The sequence below is a fragment of the Halocynthiibacter sp. genome, assembly GCF_049608145.1.
Taxonomy (GTDB): Bacteria; Pseudomonadota; Alphaproteobacteria; order Rhodobacterales; family Rhodobacteraceae; genus Halocynthiibacter.
The window spans coordinates 1-20,706 of the sequence record NZ_JBMYXF010000022.1; the positions used below are offsets into that span (position 1 = coordinate 1).

Here is a 20,706-nt window from a genome sequence, read left to right on the forward strand (position 1 = left end):
GCGTTTGCGCCTGATCGGTCAGGGCTTCGACAAGCGCGGGGTTGGCATGCCCCAGCGCATTTACGGCAATGCCAGCGCCCAGATCAAGAAAACGTCGGCCATCTGCCTCAATCAGCCAAGAGCCTTCGCCCTTTACAAAGGACAGCGGTGCACGTGCATAGGTCGGCAAAACGGAGGGGATCATGATGTTTCCTCTTTCAGATGGTCCGGTTTGAGGCTGCGAAAAGCAATTGCTGCCAAACCCCGGGGGCCATGTCAATTTTATTCAGAGATGTTTAAGGGGGTTGCGCGCATTTTGCGCAGATGAAGCAGGTTTTCACAGGAAAACCCTAGGGCCAGCGGCCCGGTTAAATCAGCGTCGTCGGAGGACGGATGAGATATTCATTGCGTTCATAGGATTTCAGTAGCGGGCAGAAAGGGCGGATGCAAGATCATATTTCAATGAGCGATTGCAATAGAGGAACAAAGCTAGAGACTAGGTTTGATCCATATTGTGGTCCCGCGTCTTACTTGTTAGCAAATCGCCATGGGTAAATATGTGAAAGTTGAGATGTGATGCAGTGGCTACTCCAAGACTTCGAAGATAATCACAAACTCGCGCGCGCCCTGGATCATCTGGGCATCCGCTATAGCTGGCATAAAGTTATTCCCTTTGTTGGTGACCTTATTCCCGAACCAGATCTCAACCATGCCAGCAACACGGTCATGTTCGGTTCTTATGCTTTGTGGAAATATGCGGCGCGACACTCCATGACACCTGGTATCTTTAGGGTATCCCCATTTGTGCAGGAAGAGGCATGGAAGGCATATATGCTGAATGGTGCGGATGCGGTTTTCGTTCAGTTGTCCGATATTCCTGAAAAACTGCAAGATAATGATCGCCTTTGGTTTATACGACCCATCGAGGACAATAAGGAGATTCCAGGAGGGGTTCGGTCTTCCAATGAGATTATCGCATTGGCAAAACGTGTCCTGACCCTAGAAAAAGATGAAATTCCAATTGGATCATTGCGTCATGATACGGAACTGATGCTGACGCAGCCTGCGCATATTCTTCAGGAATGGCGGCTTTGGGCGGTGGAAGGAAAGATCATCACCTGGTCTTTGTATAAAGACGGGGCACGGGTGATATATCGCCATGAAATTGACGCCGATGCCCTAGAGTTTGCGCAGATGCTGGTAGATGCCAATCCCGGCTACGCCCTAGCCTATGTTATTGATGTTTGTAGAACGGCAGATGGGCTGCGCATGTTGGAAACCAACTGTATGAATGCCGCCGGTTTTTATGAAGCAGATCTGGTGAAACTGGCCAAAGCGATCGATGGTATCAATTCAGATCAGTGCTGAGACGTAAATGTTGGCGTGTAAAAATGTTGTAGCGCCGGTTCGATAAATCATCCCAAATGTGTTATACGAGATGGCGGAATGCAATCGGGGGGGGCCGAGATGTCCGAAACAGAAGCAAAAGTCAGCACGCATTACACGCATGGCAATCTTCTTGAGGCCGTGCAAGCCGGGCTGACGGCATTGAAAGCCGGAACGCCGGCGGAAATCATTGAAGTGCTCGCCGCGATTGACGAATTTCATATGGGTGGACGTGTCGCTACAACCGCGCTGGCAGAAGCCATGGATCTGAACAGCGAAAGCCATGTGCTGGATATCGGCTGCGGTCTCGGGGGGACAGCACGTTACATCGCCAGCGCCCATGGGGCACAGGTGACCGGCGTTGACCTGACAGAGGAATATATTAAAACCGGCTCGGTCTTGAATGAAGCGCTTGGGCTTGCGGGGCAGATCACCCTACAGACGGCCAGCGCTACTGATATGCCGTTTAACCCAGAAAGCTTTACCCATGCGACTATGCTGCATGTAGGCATGAACATTGAAGACAAGCCTGCTGTCTTTCGTCATGCGTATAGGGCCCTGCGGCCCGGTGGGTGTTTTGCAATTTATGATGTGATGCAACTGAACAGCGGATCCATACAATATCCGGTTGCCTGGGCTGAGACTGAAGACACATCCTTCCTCGCCACCCCTGAAAAATACACGGATTTGTTGCAGGCTGCGGGGTTCGAAGTGGATCCGCCTGTTTCAAAAGCAGATCTGGCCCTGACGTTTTTTGAACGCATCAAAACCCGCATTCAGACAGAAGGCCCGCCACCGTTGGGGTTGCACATTCTGATGGGAACCAATGCCAAAGATAAGTTGGGCAATATGCACGCAAATGTACAAAGCGGTGCGATTGCCCCGGTTCAGATTATTGCGCGCAAGGCCTAAGTGTAGGTTCCATGAACCTGTAACCATTCCCATCGCCATTCATGTCAGGAAATTTTGCAGATCGCCTGTAACGGGCCTTGTGTTTCAGGATGTGATGGATACAAAACAGGAACACTTGATGAAAGTTCTTGCATGCCTTCCCGTATCTCTCCGCAACTTGCCTCTGTTCTGTTTATGCTGTTGGCGTCTTTCCTGTTGGCCGGCACAAGCATCCTGGCCAAGACCCTTGGGCAGGGCGTGTTCGCACCCGATGGCAATGGATTGCATGTTTTTCAGATCAGTTTCGGGCGGTTTGCCTTTGCGTTCTTAACTATCGCTCTGACGGTAACTGTGTTGCGGCCAAAGTTCGGGCCGCTGGAACTTCCTTTGCACATCGCGCGTACCACCGCAGGCTGGACGGGTATTACCCTGGCCTTCACCGCCCTGATCTGGATCCCATTGCCGGATGCCCAGGCGATTAATTTTCTAAACCCGGTTTTCGCTATGATCTTCGCGATCCCCTTGTTGAGGGAACGTGTGGGGCCCTGGCGCTGGCTGGCGGCAATGATTGCTTTTTGTGGTGCGTTGATTCTGCTGCGCCCATCTGCGGCTAGCTTTCAACCTGCCGCGCTGTTTGCCCTGGCCTCTGCCGTGATCACTGGCTTCGAAGTTATTCTGATCAAACGCCTCAGTGGCCGCCAGGAACCGTTGCAAATTCTTCTGACCAACAATGGCATCGGCCTGTGCATCGCCAGCTGTGCTGCCTTTTTTGTCTGGTCGGCGCCCGCGCCCGGTGAATGGGCTCTTATGGCAGCGCTGGGCGCTACGATGATTTGTGCGCAGGCCTGTTTTATCCAGTCGATGCGCCGTGCCGAAGCCAGTTTTGTGATTTCCGTTTCCCTGTCGTCGCTGCCTTTTGCGACCGTTATGGATTATTTTGCCTTTGGTGCCGTACCGGATCGGATCAGCCTTTTGGGGGCTGCCATTATTCTATCCGGCGTGCTTTTCCTGTTCTTTCGGGAAATGCGGGCAAAGGCAGTGTGATATAATTTCACCCCGAGTCCTTGTATCCGCCAGCCAGCGCGCTAAAATAAGCGATCACTAATTCCTGCGGCCCCTGAGGCTGTGCCGATTCCACGGTGCACATCAGGCCCCGCAATACACGCGATGATAAAGGAAGACTGCATGTCCTGGACTGACGAGCGCGTCGAAGTACTTAAGAAAATGTGGGGCGAAGGCCAGTCGGCTTCTGTCATCGCAAAGGAACTTGGCGGTGTGACCCGTAACGCAGTCATCGGCAAGGTGCATCGCCTTGGCCTGTCTAACCGTGCAAGCACCACAAAAGCCGCCCCTAAGAAAGAGGCCGCTGCAAAACCCGCCGCAAAGGCACGCACAGCCGCACCCAAAGCTGCGGCAAAGCCCAAAGCTGCGGAACCCGCTAAAGAAGTGCCCGGCACCACCAGTGCCGTGCCTGCACGTGTTGTGCAGCCTGGCGGACGCAAAGCAATCATTCCTGCGGGCCAGCCTCTGCCGCCGCAGCCTTCTGCAAATGAGATCAGCCCAGAAGCCTTGGCGTCTGTGCGTGAAGTTGAAAAAGGCGCAAAGAAACTGTCCCTGATGGAACTGACAGAACGCACCTGCAAATGGCCTATCGGTGACCCAGCAACAGATGAATTCTGGTTCTGTGGCCTGGGAACACAAACCGGCAAACCCTATTGCGAAGCCCATGTTGGCGTTGCATTCCAGCCGATGACCAGCCGTCGTGACCGTCGCCGCTGATCCGCGCTGACACTGCAGGTTTTTGAAAACAGCCCGGCAACAGAGATAATCTGTTGCCGGGTTTCTTATTTGCCCCAGTCTGAAATATTACGGTTCTTATTGTCCGGGATCGGCGGCACCATACCAAAGACCTTGTAAGACAGCAGGCGCGCCTTGCGGGCAATCTCTGCGTGGGCACGCAGATAGTTCAGGGAATTGTAATCATAGATCGATCGCGCTGGAAGAACGCCAAGGGTGTCAGGCATGTTATTCACAGAAAAGGCCGTTAATGTACTTTCTTCCCAATCTAATGTCTGATCAATCGTCATGATGGCCAGATCTTTCCATGGATAAACATCTTCGTCCCAGACAACCATATTGTTGAACACTTCGGGATCTTCATCTTCTGACGCGGGATGTAGCTGGATCTGAAGCAGGTAACAGGCGCCGTTTTTCTGAATACGATCTTCATATTCGTATTTAAGAAAATTCCGCCCGCGGGTTTCAAAGGGCAAGACACGCTGATTGCATTGATCCCAACTGCACAGTTCCTCTTCGACACCGGATTGCGGGGTGCCATCGGCCGGGATAACCCGATATTTTGCATAGCGTTTTAATCCGTCATCTCCCTCAAACAAGAAAGGCGTCTTGCAGTAATAATGCAGGTTGGAAAAGGATGTGGCATGTCTGCGTCCGGCGCGTTTAGAGGCCTCAAGCCCATCAGGATACTGCCGGTTATAGTCACGATATTCGACACCATATTTTTCGCCACGCAACCGGGCAAATTTCATAAAACTGGCAGCGGACCAGAACAGGCTGGTTTCCCCCGTGTTCATTTCCAAATCGAAAGGGCTTTCGAAACGTGTGTCATCCAATTTGATCGCCATGCTGCGGATACAGTTCATAGCATCATCCAAGAAAGTCGCTGACCCATGGCGAATGCGCAGGGGGAATTCCCGTCCGGGCGCAAAAAACGCATGGGCTGGAAAATCAGGCTGGCTGACAATGCGCAGCTTGCCGGTCGCGGCAATGCCGTTGTCATGGCTCATGCGTTTGCGAAAGGGAAAGCTTAGAAACAGCGCAAGAGACAGGCCTAAAAGCCGGGCTAGCACCCAAAGCAACAGATAATCGCCAATCCGACGCGTCCAATAGACAAAAACACCGGGGAACGTTTTTTTATAAGGCTTCTTCATATGTTTGTCCTCGATTCAATCGCATCAATATCAACGCCAAGGTCTTTGAACTCTTCACGCTTTTCTTCAAGCAACCGGGCAAACAGCGGGTTGATGTCATTTTCCTCATTTTTGGTAATAAAGCCGTATTCTGTCCGCGACAGAAGGTTCGTAAACCATAACATCTGGGTGCTGCGTTCCAGATCGGGGGCAATATCATAATCATCTTCCGGGGCCATAATCCCCTCGGGTTTTTCGCCAAACCGCAACCCGCCACAGCTGTACAAAACTTCACCCAAATCATCATACTGAAGTTCGTTGATCCAAGTGTGCATATAGGTCGCGATCATGATGATATAACGGCAGGCGTCTTTCAGGTTCTGCATGTCGCCCGGGCCGGCATCCGCATAATTATCCGCCGATGTGATCCGGGAAATCGCACGTGTTTCGCCATTCACCACCGGGCGTTTCAGGGTCGGATCAAAACAATATTGTTGGCAGTAATAATCAAAACGGCGTTCCGCTAGGGCTTTCCATTCCTTTCCTTTGGGCGGGGCATCCTGCGGCGCGCTAAAGGCCACAGGCACCGCATGATTGACCAGATCTTCAGAGAACCGGAAAATTTCGTACCAATGCTCTTTGATTTCTTCCGCGCGGATTTCAAAGAACTGATCAACGAATTTCCCGGTGACCTCCCAGAACAGATTTTCCGCACGCGCACAGCAATGGGCAGAACTGAGGCTTTGCATGGGGTGCCAGCCTTTCCAATCTTGCATGCCCATGACATCACGTGTGCGCTGGTTCAGCCCATCCTTGTTCAAGGCAGTTGCGGATTGGATATATCCACCGATCAGCGTCTTATCTGCGACGTGGTTGATCAGGGAAACTTCCTTCAGATGCGGCATTAAAAGGGCCGCCACAGGATTTAGTTTCAGGTTGCGATAACAGGGAATGGCAAATTGTTCAGCATTCAGATGCGTGCCTGCAAAATGTTCTTCGACCTCAGTATTGAAAGCCCCAGAGACACGGGCGACACGTTTGGCATAGGTCCAGTTGGGTTCGTCGGCGGGGGTATAAACGCGTTTCTTCCAGGGATCTTTGTCAAAACAGCTAAGCTTACCGGTCAGATGAATTTCAACAGGCTTTGGAAAACCGTTTTCCTTGAGTGTAAAACAGATTTCCGCATCCGGCAGGGCGTAAATGTCATTGCCGGGATACCAAGCCTTGCCAAAATAACGGATCCAATAATGGCCCTCGCGATCAGGGTCAGGTTGAAAACATCCGCGGTTCATACCATTCATCATACGTTGACCGAACCAATCATCGCCACGCGTGTGGCCGGGGATTTCCTCTTCGATACGGGTGGTCAGGTTCTTGGGGTAATCCGCCTGAATTTGCGGGATGGTTAAAGTGCCAGGTGCCATTTCAATCTGTTCAAGATGCCCAATCTTGGTCAGCTCGATCGGGATAAGTTGTGACATCAGCGCATCCACGCGCCCCTGGGTGTATTCTTCGGGTTTATCACCACTTTCGCTGACGTTGGCACGGGGTGTCACGGCATCTGTCCGATAGGTCCAGAAATCCAGTTCCATCGTGTGTAGATTATAGTCCATCCCAATCATGTTATATTTGGACAGCGCCCTACGTTGCCACAGATCGAAATGAAGATGGGGTTCGCTTTCCTGAAAATAGACGCGGGTTGTGTTGTGGATTTCAAAGTAAAGCTTGCGCACGGGAAGGGCTCTTGCCTGGCGAAGATCAAACCCCAGCCGATATTGCCCGTCCTTTCCGGTTCTTCCGCTGCTTAACTTGCGCCAGCTTCCCCACCAAGTTCGTGCCCAGAATTCCAGATGCAGATGATGCACAGGCGCGCCATCGCCCCGTTTGCTTGCATAAACCATACATCCGGTCAGATGGCTGTCGGTGCGATCACACCAAATCTTGTCATGGCGTGGAAACAGCCAAGCAGTCAGGCGGCGATATGCATTGCCAAGCCGCACGATCTGCAGATACCCCCATTCAATCAGGATCGTGAGAGGGCTTGAGATGACCTTGGATTTCCCGACTTCAAGATGATTGATCCCACATAGATGCGGCTTAAAGAAACCGCCCTGATCCGAGTATTCAATGCGGGTTTCATGTTTACAGCGTTCAACAATTTTACAGATTTCCCCTTCGGTGTGCTTATGGGAATGAATGTTCGGTTCCTTGGTGTCAGACGTCATAAAAATTGGCCTCAAATTGTTTCAAGAAAATAGATTAGGGACAGGTCAAACCTGCATTTTATCTTCAGATATCGGTGTGTTGGTGGATGGAAGACGATCTGCCAGATACATCTGGACTGGCCCTTTGCCCTTCACGGCGATTTTCCCGCGGCTGACACAGTGAAATTTTTCCGCAATCAGGTCGCGGGTGGTGCGTGAAATGTTGATTTTCCCAGGCTCCCCAGCCGTTTCCATGCGCGCAGCAACGTTTACCGTATCTCCCCAGATATCGTATTGAAATTTCTTTGATCCGACGATGCCAGCAACAACCGGACCACTGTGGATCCCGATACGCAGCCCCAGCCCCGCACCATTCCCGGCAGCGTTACGTTGCGCAATGAAATCACGCATTTTAAGCGCGGCTTTCATGGCATCTTCAGCGTGGGTCGAGTTGGGAACAGGCAGCCCGCCAACGGCCATAAATGCATCGCCGATGGTTTTGATTTTCTCGATCTTATGCGTTTCACAAATCTCATCAAATGCCCGAAAACAGACATTGATTTCCTGCACCAGATCATCCGGGCTGAGATGGGATGAATGTTCGGTAAATCCCTGAAAATCGGTAAAAATGACCGTTACATTTTCATAAGATCGGGCCTTTGCGTGCCCGGTTTGTTTCAACTCATCTGCGGTTTCAGCAGGCAAAATATTCAACAAAAGCTCATCTGATTTTTGCTTCTCCTGCGCCAATTCTGCCGTACGTTCACGCACCTTCTGTTCTAGCTTTTGGTGCAACATAGCATTGTCGATTGAAACAGCGATTTGCCCAGACAAAAGCGACAAAAGATCCACGCGTTCCCGGGTGAATGCATCACTGGTGACATTGTTTTCAAGGTAAAGCACACCAACACGATCGCCCTTGTTTAGGATCGGAATACATAGAACGGATCTGGGCATATGGGTGTCAGACCGGGGCACGCGTGTATCATGTTCGGCGTCGGAAATGATGACAGGTTCGCTTGTGCGATGCACGAATTGTACCAAGGGAACCGACAGGGTGTCACATTGTTCAAGCGGCAGGTCTTGCAGAACATGGATCACCTCTCCGCTATCTTCACCGTGGGCTTGAACTTTCAGCACGCCCTGGTTTTCCATCAGAAAAAATCCACGTTGGGCCCCGGCGTTTTCCAGAACAATTTTCATGAGAACACGCAGCAGGCTGGCCGGTGCAACTTCGCGTGAAATACTGGTAGATGCTTTCAGGATCGTCGCGATGTCCAGGGCGGGGACATCCATGATTGATGCGGCATGTGTTGGCATAGCTTGCCGGGTGGTATCATCCCTTGAAAGGTATTTTGGAAAGCTGGCCGCAAGTTGCGCAAGCTTCGCTGAAGCCCCCCATTCGCGATAGGTGTTATATGCTGCTTTAAGGTGAAATTCGGCCAGAATACTGTTGTTTTCTTCTACGTAGAAACGTCCAGCCAGTTCGCAGGCCAGGGCTTGTTCGTGCAGAAATTCATAGGTTGTCGCACCAGAAATAGCACGATCATAAGCCAGTCGTGCGGTGTTCTTATGTCCCCGAATGCGGGCCAGTTCCGCGCGGCAGAGATCGTATTTATGTCGATAGTTTTCCGGCGCAGACCTGCCCCAGCGTTTTAACTTGGCGATGTCCCGGCGGGCTTTCCGGATCAGATGCCATCTTTTTGTCCCGGTCGCATTTCCTGCAAGGGCAATCAGTGTCAGCGCTTCATAGAAATGGTGGTTTGGGATTTCAAATTTGGCAAGAACGGCATCCAGTAAATCACGTGCTTTGGCCGCGTGTTTCTTGCCCTCATGAAACTGGCGAAAAAATGTGGCAAGCACCAGCTTGTTGAAATGGATGAAAAACGTGCCGGTTTTATCACTGCGATCCGTGTTCTGCGCCAGCATTTCGTCTTCGTTATACACTGTTCCCGTTAGTTTCAGCGGATCATCAGAATGCCCCTTGAGGTTCAGCATCGCCTGATGGAAAACTTGGTTGTAGTTGTAATTCGTTTCCTGCCCCAATTGCAGATACTGCGCGCTATAGGCTTCGGTTTCCCGCACAATTTGATCCAGCGGCACGCCACACAGAAAGGCCTGGATACAATAAATATTCGTATTTACACAGGCAAATTCCACGGCGCCGGTTTCCATGCCAATCTGAAAAGACTGCTGAAGGGGGCGCTGTGTGGTGCGCACGTGGCGGTTCCAGTGAAAAATAAGCGTATAGGCCGTGACATAAATCTGCGCCTTCCATTCTTTGGCATCAAGCTTGTCCAGCAAATCCAAGGCAAGTTGCCCAAAACGATTACCCCGGCGCATTGCCCCAAGAACGCCACACATCAACACCCCGTACGACCCAAAGGCAAAACACGAAACAGGGTGGTTCCCATAACGCAATGTCAGTTGCACCATGCGGAATGCAAGAATGGGCACAAGTTTTGGACGCCCCCAGTAAACGGATGACATGATGTCCGCCATAATCCGCATCGCCGCCTGTTTTCGGGGATCGGTCATCAGGGGCAGATCCATCAGATCCGCATCGCTATAGCGGCGCAGGGCCAGATCCGTTTTGATCAGATCACGAAAAACATGCCCCATATGCGGGGTCTCTGGGAACTGTTCATCAAGGGCCGCAAGCAGTTCAAGCCCGGTATCAATCGCGGCATCAAAATTGTTCTCAGCTTTATACGCGAGAATGCGAATTTCATATGGTTTCAGTTTTTCAAGAATGCTGTCAGATCTGGAAAGAATTTCCTGAAACCAGATATGCATCTGATTGAAATCACCGCTAAGATATGCAGCCTCTGTCGCGCCTTTGTGCAGATCCAGGCAAAGCTGATACTGCGCGTCCCAGGGGGCGGATGTGCCGTTCAGCAGTGATATCCCGGTTGTGAAATACTCAAGAGAGGTCGGAAAGGCAGCGTTATGATGGGCCTGCTGCCCGGCTTCTAGGTTCAGACGCGCAAGATCAATTGCATCGTCCCCATGGATCAGATTTCTGGCCGCGTTCAGGTGATTGGCGACATCAAAGATTTGCGTTCCATGATCCGTTGCCTGAAGATTGCGCCCGGCACGCAGGTGGGTTTGTTCCAACGCGTCTTTTGAAATTAAAGATGTAACAGCCTGCTGCACGCGGTCATGGCTGAATTTGAACTGATCCTGCCCAAGGCCAATGATAAGACCTTCCGCAAGGGCGGGTTGCAGGGCCGTAATCACAACTTGTCTGTCACATTCAGCGATCTGCCCCAAAACCAACAGATCAAAGCGGTTGCCAATACAGGCTGCTGTTTTCAGAAACTGAAGGGCATCCCCGTCCAATTTCTGTAGCTTCCCAACCATCAGTGACACAACATTGTCCGCGATGTTTTTCTGTGCAATCTCGTCGATCTGCCAATGCCAACGCGATGTTACACGATCAAATCTTAACAGACCGTCTTTCGCGAGAGACTGAATAAACGAGGTGGCAAAAAAAGCATTGCCCCCGGTTTTTCCGTGTACCAGCTTGGCCAGGGGTGTGACATGCGCAGCATCCGCATGAAGCGCATCAGACAGCAGGGATGCCAGGTTTTGTTGCGACAATGGGCCGATGTCTATTTTTTCTGCGTGTTGGCCAAGTGTGTCCAGTTCGTCGATCATGCGCATAAAGGGATGCGTCAGATCCACCTCGTTTTCGCGATATGCGCAGATGGTCAGCAGATGCTTAATGTCAGGATCAGAGAGCAGGTTTTTCAACAGTTCAAGTGATGCAGAGTCAGCCCATTGCAGATCGTCAATAAACAGAACAACTGGATGTTCAGCGCTGCATAAAGCCCGGGCGAACTTGCGGAAAACATAGTGAAAACGATTTTGTGCTTCTGCGCCCCCCAGTGCGGGTACGTCAGGTTGTGGACCAATGATATGTTCAAGCTTTGGCAATACATCAACCAGCACCCCGGCCTCATCCCCAAGAGATTTCAGCAGATCGCAACGCAAGGTGTTCAGTTGGGTTTCACTAAGTGCCAGCCGCATATCCAAAAGTTCACGGAAGGCCTGAAAAACAGCAAAATAAGGCGTGGCACGATGGTTCTGGTCAAACTTGCCACTGCAGAAATCCCCTTTCCTATGGGTGACAGGTTTGTGAAGCTCGTGCACCAGCGTGGTTTTCCCGGTGCCAGATTGTCCGCCGACCAGCAAAAGCCTTTGATGTCCCGCAGCGCAATCTTGAAAGGCAGACACCATTTGGCGCAGGTCATCTTCGCGGCCATAAAGCTTTTGGGGCAGGTGGAATGCCCCGGTATAATCCTGGCTTCCCAGGGGAAAAACCCGCGTGGTAAAACCCTGCCTTTCCCATGAGTTCAGACACCGCTTAAGATCATACAGAACACCCCGGGCAGACTGATACCTATCATCGGCATTCTTCGCCAAAAGACGATTTACAACGCCTGACAGCCCAGGCGGCACATCTGGGTTATGTCGGGCAAGTGGTGGGGGAATGCGGGCAAGATGTGAATGTATCAGTTCCAGCGGGTCCGGGTTGTTGAAAGGGACTTCACCAGCAAGCATTTCATATAGCGTCACACCAAAAGAGTATAAATCAGAACGATGATCAATCTGGCGGTTCATACGACCGGTCTGTTCCGGCGAAATATAGGCAAGGGGGCTGTCAATTTTGGCAAGATCACTGGAATAAGGTCTGCGATAACCAAGACGTGTCGCATTGCCGAAATCAATCAGTGACGCGTGGCGGGCCTGCAGATCTACAATAATGTTGTGCGGGGAAATATCCTGGTGGATGATCTGGTTTTCATGCACCTGGGCCAAGGCTTCGGCAATTGAAATCGCGAGATACAGTATATCTGCAATATTCCCCGATTTACCTTGGAATACTTTCTTAAGAGGCTGCCCTTCGATCCAGTCAAGAATCAGAACGTGTCGCCCATTTTCCCGTGTTTTTTGCACGGCCTGGCGTGCGCCGGTCGCTGCGAGAAGTTTCAATATCTCAAATTCATTCAGGAATTTATCAATGTCCGAAGGGCGTGGGAATTCGAAGTTCAGGACTTTAACTGCATAGGCGCGCCCTTGGTTGTCCACGCGCTGGAAAACCTTCGACTTCTGGCTTTGATATACAATACAGTCTTTCACAAATGCTCCCCCCGGAACCGACAAGGTATTGTCATTCCGCACATAAATGCCTGTTCAGGGTGTGGTGGGGACTGTGTTTCGTCAAGAAAATTCTGAAAATACAATCAAGCGTTGATGCCGCCGTGATGGACATTACCTGAACATGGTTCGTTCCTTGCGAGAACATCTATGTTCAGCGCCTCGTGACAGATTTTTTGAAAAACTTTCCCGCTCTGTGCGGCAGGACACAGTTTGCAGCTATCGATTGCGGTAAATATTTTAAGACAGGTCTGGGATCTGTGGAAAGCAGAAGGTGATACACACGCGGCGATTATTATGCCCGGTGACAGCAGCTGTAATCCGCGACTACTGATTTCCCAGGGCGCGATGCAATTTTGGCAATAGTGACGCTCTGAAACCTGGAGTTTGATACGGCTAAGTCTTCGTATCAGACGTAAAATCCGGGGACGGTCTGACTTTCGGTGAAAGTTCTGATCGGCGAGACCTGCACAGGGCGTCAATTGTTGGCGCCCTGTGCTGATTCAACCCGTCGCCGGTGTCAGCCCGTCCAATAATGCGTTGCAATCCAGCAGCTGAATGGACTTTCGGGCCGCCTTAATGGCGCCGCTCTTTTTCAACTTCGCAATTGCACGGCTAACCGCTTCTCGGTTGGCACCGACATAGGATGCGATTTCTTCATGTGTAGGCGGCGCATCCAGAATGGCGCCATCTGCCAACTTCCCTTTTTCCTGTGCCAGACGCAAAAGATGCAAACGTACACGGGCTTCGTCATCATAAACGATCAAGCCAAACAGCCGTTCATTCATATAACGCAGGCGTCGGGTCATTTCGGTCGCAAGATTGCTGGCGATCACGGCGTGACTGTTCAGAATGCCCCTGAAATCGGCCCCGGTCAGAACGGCCAGCCGAGCATGGTCGTGAGAAGAAACTGTGATGGAACGGGGGTGGCCATCAAGCGCAGCCATTTCACCAAAGCAGAAATTGCTCTGTATTCTGGTGAACATCACCTCGCGCCCGTTTTCTGCAACCATCTGGCCCAGAACGGATCCCTCAATCAGAAAATAGACCTGATCACTCATGTCGCCAGCGTGAATGATAATTTGCCCGGGGCGGGTGTTTTGCAGGTGCATTTTTGCCATAACATCACGCAAAGCAGCGTCCGTGACCCCGGTGAATAGGCCATTTTTCTTAAGACGTGTCGCCAGTTCGTTTTCATCGTTTTGTGGCATTTCGGTCTGACCTTTGTCTGAACACATAAAAGCTATCAGACACAGCATCTCACGATATCACAAGATGAATTTTTCGACAGGTCGGAACAATACAACTTTTTAGGAAGTCATTGAAACCATAAGGATATATAAAAATAATTTGGCAATCACATATACATGTGGCGGGTAACTTAAAATACCCGCCACTCTCTTTTAACCGTCTGATCTATATCTCAGCAGCAGTGCCTATGCTGGCAGCAGCGCGTCTGGCAAGTTTTGGTAACACACCGGACGTAGGAAGCGGCGGATAGACATGGTGCCAACAGATGTTGCGCCAAAGTTGGTAGACGCAGGATAAGGCCCGCCGTGTACCATTGTGTCAGACACTTCGACCCCGGTCGGGAAACCATTGGCCAAGATCCGGCCAGCTTTGCGTTCCAGCACCGGCATCAAGCGTTGTGCTGCGGCGGTATCAGCCTCATCCATATGCAATGTACAGGTCAGCTGCCCCTGAAGGCTGCGGGCAATCTGCTGCATTTCATCGGCGTTTTCGGCGACAACCACCACCCCAAGCGGACCAAAGACTTCTTCCGCCAGCACTTCGTTTTTCAGCCAGTTTTCGGCAGAGGTGCGATACATGTAAGGTGCTGCGTCGCGTTGATCACACATAGATGTCAGGACTTCTTGTACACCTGCGGTTTCTGCGATCCGGCGCTGGCCATCACGATAGGCGTTTGCAATGCCATCGGTCAGCATGGTTTGCGTACCAGTTGCGCCCAGGGCTTCCTGTGCGGTTGCGATGAAACTTTCGCCTTTCTCACCAGCCTGAACAACTGCGATACCCGGGTTGGTGCAGAACTGACCAGCCCCCATAGCAAGCGACCCGGCCCAGCCTTTTGCGATCTCTTCACCACGGTTTTCCAGCGCATTGTCCATAATAAACATCGGGTTCACAGAACCAAGTTCGCCAAAGAACGGGATAGGTTCCGGACGTTGTGCACACAGGTCAAACAGTGCGCGGCCACCGGCAAGGGATCCCGTGAAACCAACAGCTTTGATCAACGGGTGCTGCACAACGGCGGCGCCAACTTCGCGATTTCCGCCCTGGATCAGGCTGAACACACCTGGATGCATATCGCAGGCTTTGATCGCGGCGTGCACGGCTTCGGCGATGATTTCACCGGTGCCGGGGTGGGCGCTGTGACCTTTCACAACGACCGGGCAACCCGCGGCCAGCGCAGCAGCCGTGTCACCGCCCGCGGTGGAAAAGGCCAGCGGAAAGTTCGATGCGCCAAACACCGCAATCGGGCCAATCGGGCGTTGGATCATTTTCAATTCAGGGCGCGGCAGCGGGGCGCGGTCTGGCAGGGCTGCGTCGTGACGTTCATCCAGGTAATCACCTTTCAGAATGTGGTCTGCAAACATGCGGATCTGGCCCGTGGTGCGGCCACGTTCCCCTTGCAGGCGACCTTCAGGAAGACCGGTTTCCTGGGTTCCGATCTCAGTGATCGCATCTGCGCGCGCTTCGATTTCATCCGCGATTTTATGCAGGAACGCCGCGCGTTCTTCGCGGGTTGTATACCCGAAGGACCAGAATGCGTCTTCTGCGGCCTGGGCCGCTGCATCTACATTGGCAATGCTGCCAACGGAATAGTCATGTGCCGGGCCATGTGCCGGGGAGGATTTGAATGTCTCGCTGCCTGCCAGCCATTCGCCAGCAATCAGGTGTTTTCCGTGCGGATTAAAAGTCATGGGCTCGGGCGCTCCGTGTTCTGCGATAGGGGGATTCTGAATTTGTGGATATTGTATCCAATTTTTACTGGATTGCAAGGAAAGACCTACCCGTGAAGGGATTACTTTGCTTCAGTCGCGCGGCGCTTTTTCACCATTTCCAGCAGTTCATCGCGGGTGCGGCGAATGTGTTTTTCAAGCAAGGCACAGCCGCTGTCGATATCGCCGGATCTGGCAAAGGCCAAAAGCTGTCGGTGTTCATCCTTCGCTGGTTCGCGTTGCTTCATCACACTAAGATGCATACGGATATAGCGATCCGATTGCAGGCTAATCCGATCCAAAAGTTCGCTTGTCAGCCCCCGATCAGATGCGACGTAAAGGGCGGCGTGGTAATCATAATTCAGCTCGCCCCACTGCCCGACATCATCCCCTTCGTATGAGGCTTCCATCTTTTGCATGATCTCTTCGCAACGGGCAAAATCGGCGGCGGTCATATTGGGGATGGCACGGCGAAACAGATCAATCTCAAGCAATTCGCGCAGGTCAAAAATCTCTGCAATCTGGCTGATTGAATGGCGTGTGACGCTGCCGCCGCGATTGTTCGCCCAGTCAACAAGGCCTTCCGCTGACAGGCGTTTCAGGGCCTCGCGGATTGGCATGCGGGACACATCGTATTCTGTGGCCAAAGCTTCTTGTCGGATCGCTTCGCCTTCTTCCAGTTCGCCGGACAAAATGCGTTCGCGCAGATCATTTGCGATGATTTCAGGAAGGCTTTGTTTTGCCACCGCGCGTTTGCCTGCCATGTTCAACCCTTTGATCTGCACTTTGGATACATTTTTGCTTTCCCCGTATAATAACAGGGAAAGCAGGGAATTGAATGGGTATTTTCACCCCGCAATTGCGATGGGGCTATTGTATCCAATGTAACGCTTCATGCGCCCCAGGTGTCACTCAGGCGATATCCGCCCGGCCAAGGGTCAGATGGGTCAAGCATGTGTTGATGAATGCCGGTGATCCAGCCGCGCCCGCTGATCTCAGGGGTGATGGCGGGCCGACCGTTCAGATCAAACTGTTCTGTAATCCGGCAACGGAATTCACTGTCGATGATCGAACGTGCATAATACCGGTCGGTCGCAGCCATCTGACCTTTGGCCAGCAGCATCGCCATACGCGCAGACGCCCCCGTGCCACAGGGGGAACGGTCAAGTTTGCCGGGCTTAATGGCAACGACGTTCTTACCCGTCAGCAGATCCCCTTCACGGGTCAGCGGGCCTGCGATCTGACAGAATGAAATATGGTTCCAGTCGCCATCAGGGTGGTTGAATCCCAGCTGTTCATTGGTCGCATCGGTGATACGCGCACCCATACGGGCCAGATCGCCGGCCTCATCCGGGGTGATGGAAAAACCCAGATCCTGCGCATCAACGATGACAAAGCTGTCGCCGCCAAAGGCTGTGTCCACGCGCAGGGTGCCAACGCCTTCGACCTCAATCATCGCGTCCAGTTTATCCGCAAAGGATGGCACGTTTTGCACAGTGATGCGTTCGGCTTTGCCATCTTTACAATCCGCTTTCACGCGCACAAGCCCACCGGGCGCTTCCAGTGTCATATGGGTGACGGGTTCTTGCATCGGGATAATGCCGCCATCCAGCAGAACGGTGGACACACACATGGAATTGGACCCGGACATGGGTGGTGTGTCTTCTGGTTCCATGATGATCCAGGCTGCGTCGGCCTCTGGGTTTTTCGGCGGCACCAACAGGTTCACATGGCGAAAGACACCACCGCGTGGTTCATTCAACACAAAATTGCGCAGGGTCTGGTCTTCGGCAATGTACGTTCGCTGATCCCAGATAGTATCGCCCGGGGGCGGGGCAACGCCGCCGACGATAACATCGCCAACTTCGCCTTCGGCATGGGCGGAAATCACGTGAATGGTTTTTGAGCTGCGCATGGTGTTCTCCGTTCAGAAACGTGTGGGTTGATAGGCGTCGGTCGCGATGGGCGTGGGCTTGCCTTGCATCATCGCGGCGACAATTTCAGACGTGGCGGCGGCTTGTGTCAGCCCCAGATGGCCGTGACCAAAAGCGTAGATCACATTGTTGGCCTTGGGGGACGCGCCGATCACCGGCAAGCTGTCAGGGGTGGAAGGGCGAAATCCCATCCATTGTGTCCCGCCTTCCGTTTTCAAGCCGGGCAGAAAACGCGCGGCTTTCTTCAGCAGAATATCAGAACGTTTGTAATTCGGCGGCAACGTCAGCCCGCCCAGTTCCGCGGCACCCCCAACGCGCACGCCGTCATTGATGCCAGACACCACAAAGCCATGTCCGCCGAATGTCAGATGGGTGCGGATGTCAAATGCCCCTGCGGGCAGGGTCGTGTTGTAACCGCGTTCCGTTTCCAGCGGGATATGATCGCCCAGGGTTTTCGCCAGATGATGCGACCAGGCCCCGGCTGCGACGATGGCTTTGTCCGCCGTGATCTCGCCGGTTGCATAGGTGAGACGCACACCATCTGCGGTATGGGTCAGGCTTTGGATGTCACAATGTTCAACGACACCGCCAAGAGACATAAAACAGCGTGCCAGATGTTCGACCCAGGTTTTCGGATCCACAGTGTTGATCCAGTCCGGGGTAAAGCCCGCATGGGTAAAACGCGCATCGATTCCAGGTTGGATTTCTGCGATGGCCCCCGGGCTTTCCAACAGATCAAAACGAATGTCCTGCGCGCGGCGCAAATCCCACATGGGCAGACTGTCCCGGAACTCTTTCTCGCCTTCAAACAACTGCATCTGGCCCTGACGCTTGATCAGATGTTCGCCGTCGGTGGTGCTGATCTGGCGTTCCAATGCGTGTTTGGAAAGGTCCATCAGCTTGCTTTGCGCCTCTACCGAATGTTCATAGCGGTCTTTCCAGCTTGCCCGCCAAAACCGCAGCATCCATGGCGCGATCTTTAATGCGTAACGTGGCGGGATGGACAGCGGGCCTAGCGGATCTAGCAGCCATTTCGGGGCTTTGCGCATGATGCCCGGCGTGGCTAGCGGCACAATGTCGGTAAAGGCAAAAGCGCCTGCATTGCCCAAGGATGCCCCAGCGGCCAGACCTTCCCGATCCAGCACACGCACGCGATATCCGGCACGCACCAGTTCAAGACCTATGCTGATGCCAATAACACCAGCACCAATCACCACGATTTCGTCAGGCTTGCCCATGGCGTTTCCTAAAGATAGATCCCGCCCTTAAACGGGTCGGTTGCGTCAAAGAACACTGTGCCTTCGCCCATGATCCAGGCTTTGCCTGTCAGGGTTGGGATCACGCCATGTTCGGATGGCTGATAAGATACGCGGTACGAACTTCCGATCACGCTTTCCAGCACCACATCTTCCCCTGGCTGCAGTCGTCCGCTGGCGGCAAGAACCGCCATAAAGGCAGAACTGCCGGTGCCACAGGGCGAACGGTCATATTCATCGTCTGGGCACAGAACAAAATTGCGGCTGTGTGCGCCAGTATCTGGGTTGGGGTCGCGCAGAATAACGTGATCAATCGGCTGGCCCTGTGGTCCGCCAATACCATTTCTGTTGCAGGCCTCGCGCATGGAAATGGCAAGCTCTGTCAGGGCGGGTATGTTCGTCGTGGTGACGGACAGGGGGCTGGGATCGACAATATAGAACCAGTTGCCGCCATAGGCGACGTCTCCTGATACCGGCCCTGAAACGGGCGCTTTGACAGGACCAGAGGGCAGATCAATCACTGCACCTGCAGTGATCACGCGGCTTTCGATATTTGTGACGGAAACGGTGTTCGCATCATGCAGTTCCACAGTCACAACACCGGCAGGCGTTTCGATCTTATGTGTGCCAACACCAATGCGCCCCATGTGATGCAAGGTCACGGCAAGGCCAATGGTGCCATGGCCGCACATGCCAAGAACGGCTTCGGCATCAAAATAAATCACACCGGTGACGCAGTCCGGATCAATTGGTTCAACCAGCAGCGCACCAACCATACCGGGTTGCCCGCGCGGTTCCAGCATGACCGATTTGTAGAACGCCTCGTGATCCGTCGCGAGACATTGCGCCCGCACGTCAAGCGGCCCAGACCCAAGATCCGGGCCACCTTGCGGGATCACCCTGGTGGGCATCCCGCCGGTGTGGCTGTCGATTACATGCATTCAGCGATGATCCCGCCCTGCTTTGACCAATCTGCGAACCAAGAGTTGAACAAAGCATATTGCGTTTCACAATAGTTACGCTGCGCATCGGACAATTCATCTGTTTCATAGAAATGCAGGCGGTATTCATCTTCGCCGTTCAGAACCAACAGGTGCTTGTAGTACAGAACCAGATCGGTGCCTTCATCAAAGCTTGCCAGCACGCCAAATGCTTCTTCCAGCTCCAGCGCACGTGTGCGGGCTTCCGCGTTACCCTCAGCGGCTTTCTTGGACAGCGCCGCCAAAAGCAGGGCTTCTTTTGGCAAGGCGGTGCCGATACCTGTGATGGAACCTGTTGCGCCACAGTTGACGAACCCGTGGTACACTTCGGTATCAACGCCAACCATCAAGGTCACATCATCATCCTGGCTGGTGATATGTTCTGCCGCGTAACGCAGGTCGTCCTTGCCGCCGAATTCCTTAAACCCGATCAGGTTCTTATGTTCCGCACGCAGGGCAAAGAACAGGTCTGCCTTGGTTGCGAAACCATAAACCGGGCTGTTGTAGATGATCGCTGGCACGTCTGGTGCCGCGTCTAGGATCGCTTTGAAGTGGTTCTTTTGTGCCGCCGGGGATGACCCGCGGGACAGAACGCGTGGGATGACCATCAGGCCAACAGCGCCGACTTTCTGCGCATGGGCCGCGTGGGCCACTGCAGATTTGGAATTGATCGCGCCGGTGCCAACAACAACGGGCAGACCTGCTTCGACCAGGCGTTCAACGCCCGTCATACGTTCTTCGTCTGACAGCAGGGGCCAGTCCCCCATAGAGCCACAATAGACAACTGCGGACATGCCCGCGTCGATCATTTCGCGGCCCTTTTTGACCAGCGCATCGTAATCAGGGGTGCGATCCGCTTTGCAAGGGGTCATGAGGGCGGGCATGGTGCCGGTGAAGATGTTATCAGACATGGGGATCCCCTTGAGAAATGTTGTTATCTTGCCTGCCAAGATCAGCAGGCGCTGTTCAGTTTCAGACAGATAGGTCCGAAAATTTGTCGTGTTGGGGCGTTGATATAATAAT

General features: G+C 52.9%; 15 protein-coding genes. 4 read left to right on the plus strand and 11 right to left on the minus strand.

Annotated elements, in window-relative coordinates:
- Positions 1-184, minus strand: a 184-nt coding sequence (locus ACPGUT_RS08535; protein WP_423990355.1) for an aminotransferase class III-fold pyridoxal phosphate-dependent enzyme, incomplete at its 3' end; no start/stop codon positions are given.
- Positions 185-555: 371 nt separating this feature from the next.
- Between ACPGUT_RS08535 and ACPGUT_RS08540 the strand changes: the two genes are divergently transcribed.
- The 4 genes from ACPGUT_RS08540 to ACPGUT_RS08555 all read left to right on the plus strand — a co-directional run bounded on the left by ACPGUT_RS08540 (position 556) and on the right by ACPGUT_RS08555 (position 4,035).
- The gene (locus ACPGUT_RS08540; RefSeq protein WP_423990357.1) at positions 556-1,347 is read left to right on the plus strand and encodes an ATP-grasp domain-containing protein; all 792 of its coding nucleotides are present in this window, start codon (positions 556-558) and stop codon (positions 1,345-1,347) included.
- A 99-nt stretch (positions 1,348-1,446) separates the two neighbouring features.
- A complete protein-coding gene (locus tag ACPGUT_RS08545) occupies positions 1,447-2,277 on the plus strand; it encodes a class I SAM-dependent methyltransferase (protein WP_423990359.1) in 831 nt (276 codons plus the stop codon).
- A 132-nt stretch (positions 2,278-2,409) separates the two neighbouring features.
- The gene (locus ACPGUT_RS08550) at positions 2,410-3,300 is read left to right on the plus strand and encodes a DMT family transporter (RefSeq protein ID WP_423990361.1); all 891 of its coding nucleotides are present in this window, start codon (positions 2,410-2,412) and stop codon (positions 3,298-3,300) included.
- 141 nt (positions 3,301-3,441) lie between these two features.
- Entirely contained in the window at positions 3,442-4,035 is a 594-nt protein-coding gene (locus ACPGUT_RS08555) for a GcrA family cell cycle regulator (RefSeq protein ID WP_423990363.1), read from the plus strand.
- A gap of 65 nt (positions 4,036-4,100) precedes the next feature.
- Here the strand turns inward: ACPGUT_RS08555 and ACPGUT_RS08560 are convergent, their stop codons facing one another.
- The 10 genes from ACPGUT_RS08560 to ACPGUT_RS08605 all read right to left on the minus strand — a co-directional run bounded on the left by ACPGUT_RS08560 (position 4,101) and on the right by ACPGUT_RS08605 (position 20,594).
- Positions 4,101-5,207: a hypothetical protein gene (locus ACPGUT_RS08560; RefSeq protein ID WP_423990365.1), complete on the minus strand. Its 1,107-nt coding sequence runs from the start codon at positions 5,205-5,207 to the stop codon at positions 4,101-4,103.
- On the minus strand, positions 5,204-7,411 hold the full coding sequence (locus tag ACPGUT_RS08565; RefSeq protein ID WP_423990367.1) for a lipoxygenase family protein: 2,208 nt from the start codon (positions 7,409-7,411) through the stop codon (positions 5,204-5,206). The genes ACPGUT_RS08560 and ACPGUT_RS08565 overlap by 4 nt, the downstream gene beginning before the upstream one ends.
- A 45-nt stretch (positions 7,412-7,456) precedes the next feature.
- A complete protein-coding gene (locus tag ACPGUT_RS08570) occupies positions 7,457-12,535 on the minus strand; it encodes an adenylate/guanylate cyclase domain-containing protein (RefSeq protein WP_423990369.1) in 5,079 nt (1,692 codons plus the stop codon).
- A 521-nt stretch (positions 12,536-13,056) separates the two neighbouring features.
- The gene (locus ACPGUT_RS08575; RefSeq protein ID WP_423990371.1) at positions 13,057-13,791 is read right to left on the minus strand and encodes a Crp/Fnr family transcriptional regulator; all 735 of its coding nucleotides are present in this window, start codon (positions 13,789-13,791) and stop codon (positions 13,057-13,059) included.
- 198 nt (positions 13,792-13,989) lie between these two features.
- A complete protein-coding gene (locus ACPGUT_RS08580) occupies positions 13,990-15,495 on the minus strand; it encodes an aldehyde dehydrogenase (NADP(+)) (RefSeq protein ID WP_423990373.1) in 1,506 nt (501 codons plus the stop codon).
- A gap of 101 nt (positions 15,496-15,596) precedes the next feature.
- Positions 15,597-16,277: a GntR family transcriptional regulator gene (locus tag ACPGUT_RS08585; protein ID WP_423990375.1), complete on the minus strand. Its 681-nt coding sequence runs from the start codon at positions 16,275-16,277 to the stop codon at positions 15,597-15,599.
- Positions 16,278-16,405: 128 nt separating this feature from the next.
- Entirely contained in the window at positions 16,406-17,428 is a 1,023-nt protein-coding gene (locus ACPGUT_RS08590) for a trans-3-hydroxy-L-proline dehydratase (RefSeq protein ID WP_423990377.1), read from the minus strand.
- A gap of 12 nt (positions 17,429-17,440) precedes the next feature.
- Positions 17,441-18,685, minus strand: coding sequence for an NAD(P)/FAD-dependent oxidoreductase (locus ACPGUT_RS08595; protein ID WP_423990379.1), 1,245 nt, complete (start codon positions 18,683-18,685; stop codon positions 17,441-17,443).
- An 8-nt stretch (positions 18,686-18,693) separates the two neighbouring features.
- The gene (locus tag ACPGUT_RS08600; protein ID WP_423990381.1) at positions 18,694-19,644 is read right to left on the minus strand and encodes a proline racemase family protein; all 951 of its coding nucleotides are present in this window, start codon (positions 19,642-19,644) and stop codon (positions 18,694-18,696) included.
- Complete coding sequence (locus tag ACPGUT_RS08605; protein WP_423990383.1) at positions 19,635-20,594, minus strand: dihydrodipicolinate synthase family protein; 960 nt, start codon at positions 20,592-20,594, stop codon at positions 19,635-19,637. The genes ACPGUT_RS08600 and ACPGUT_RS08605 overlap by 10 nt, the downstream gene beginning before the upstream one ends.
- Positions 20,595-20,706: the final 112 nt, after the last annotated feature.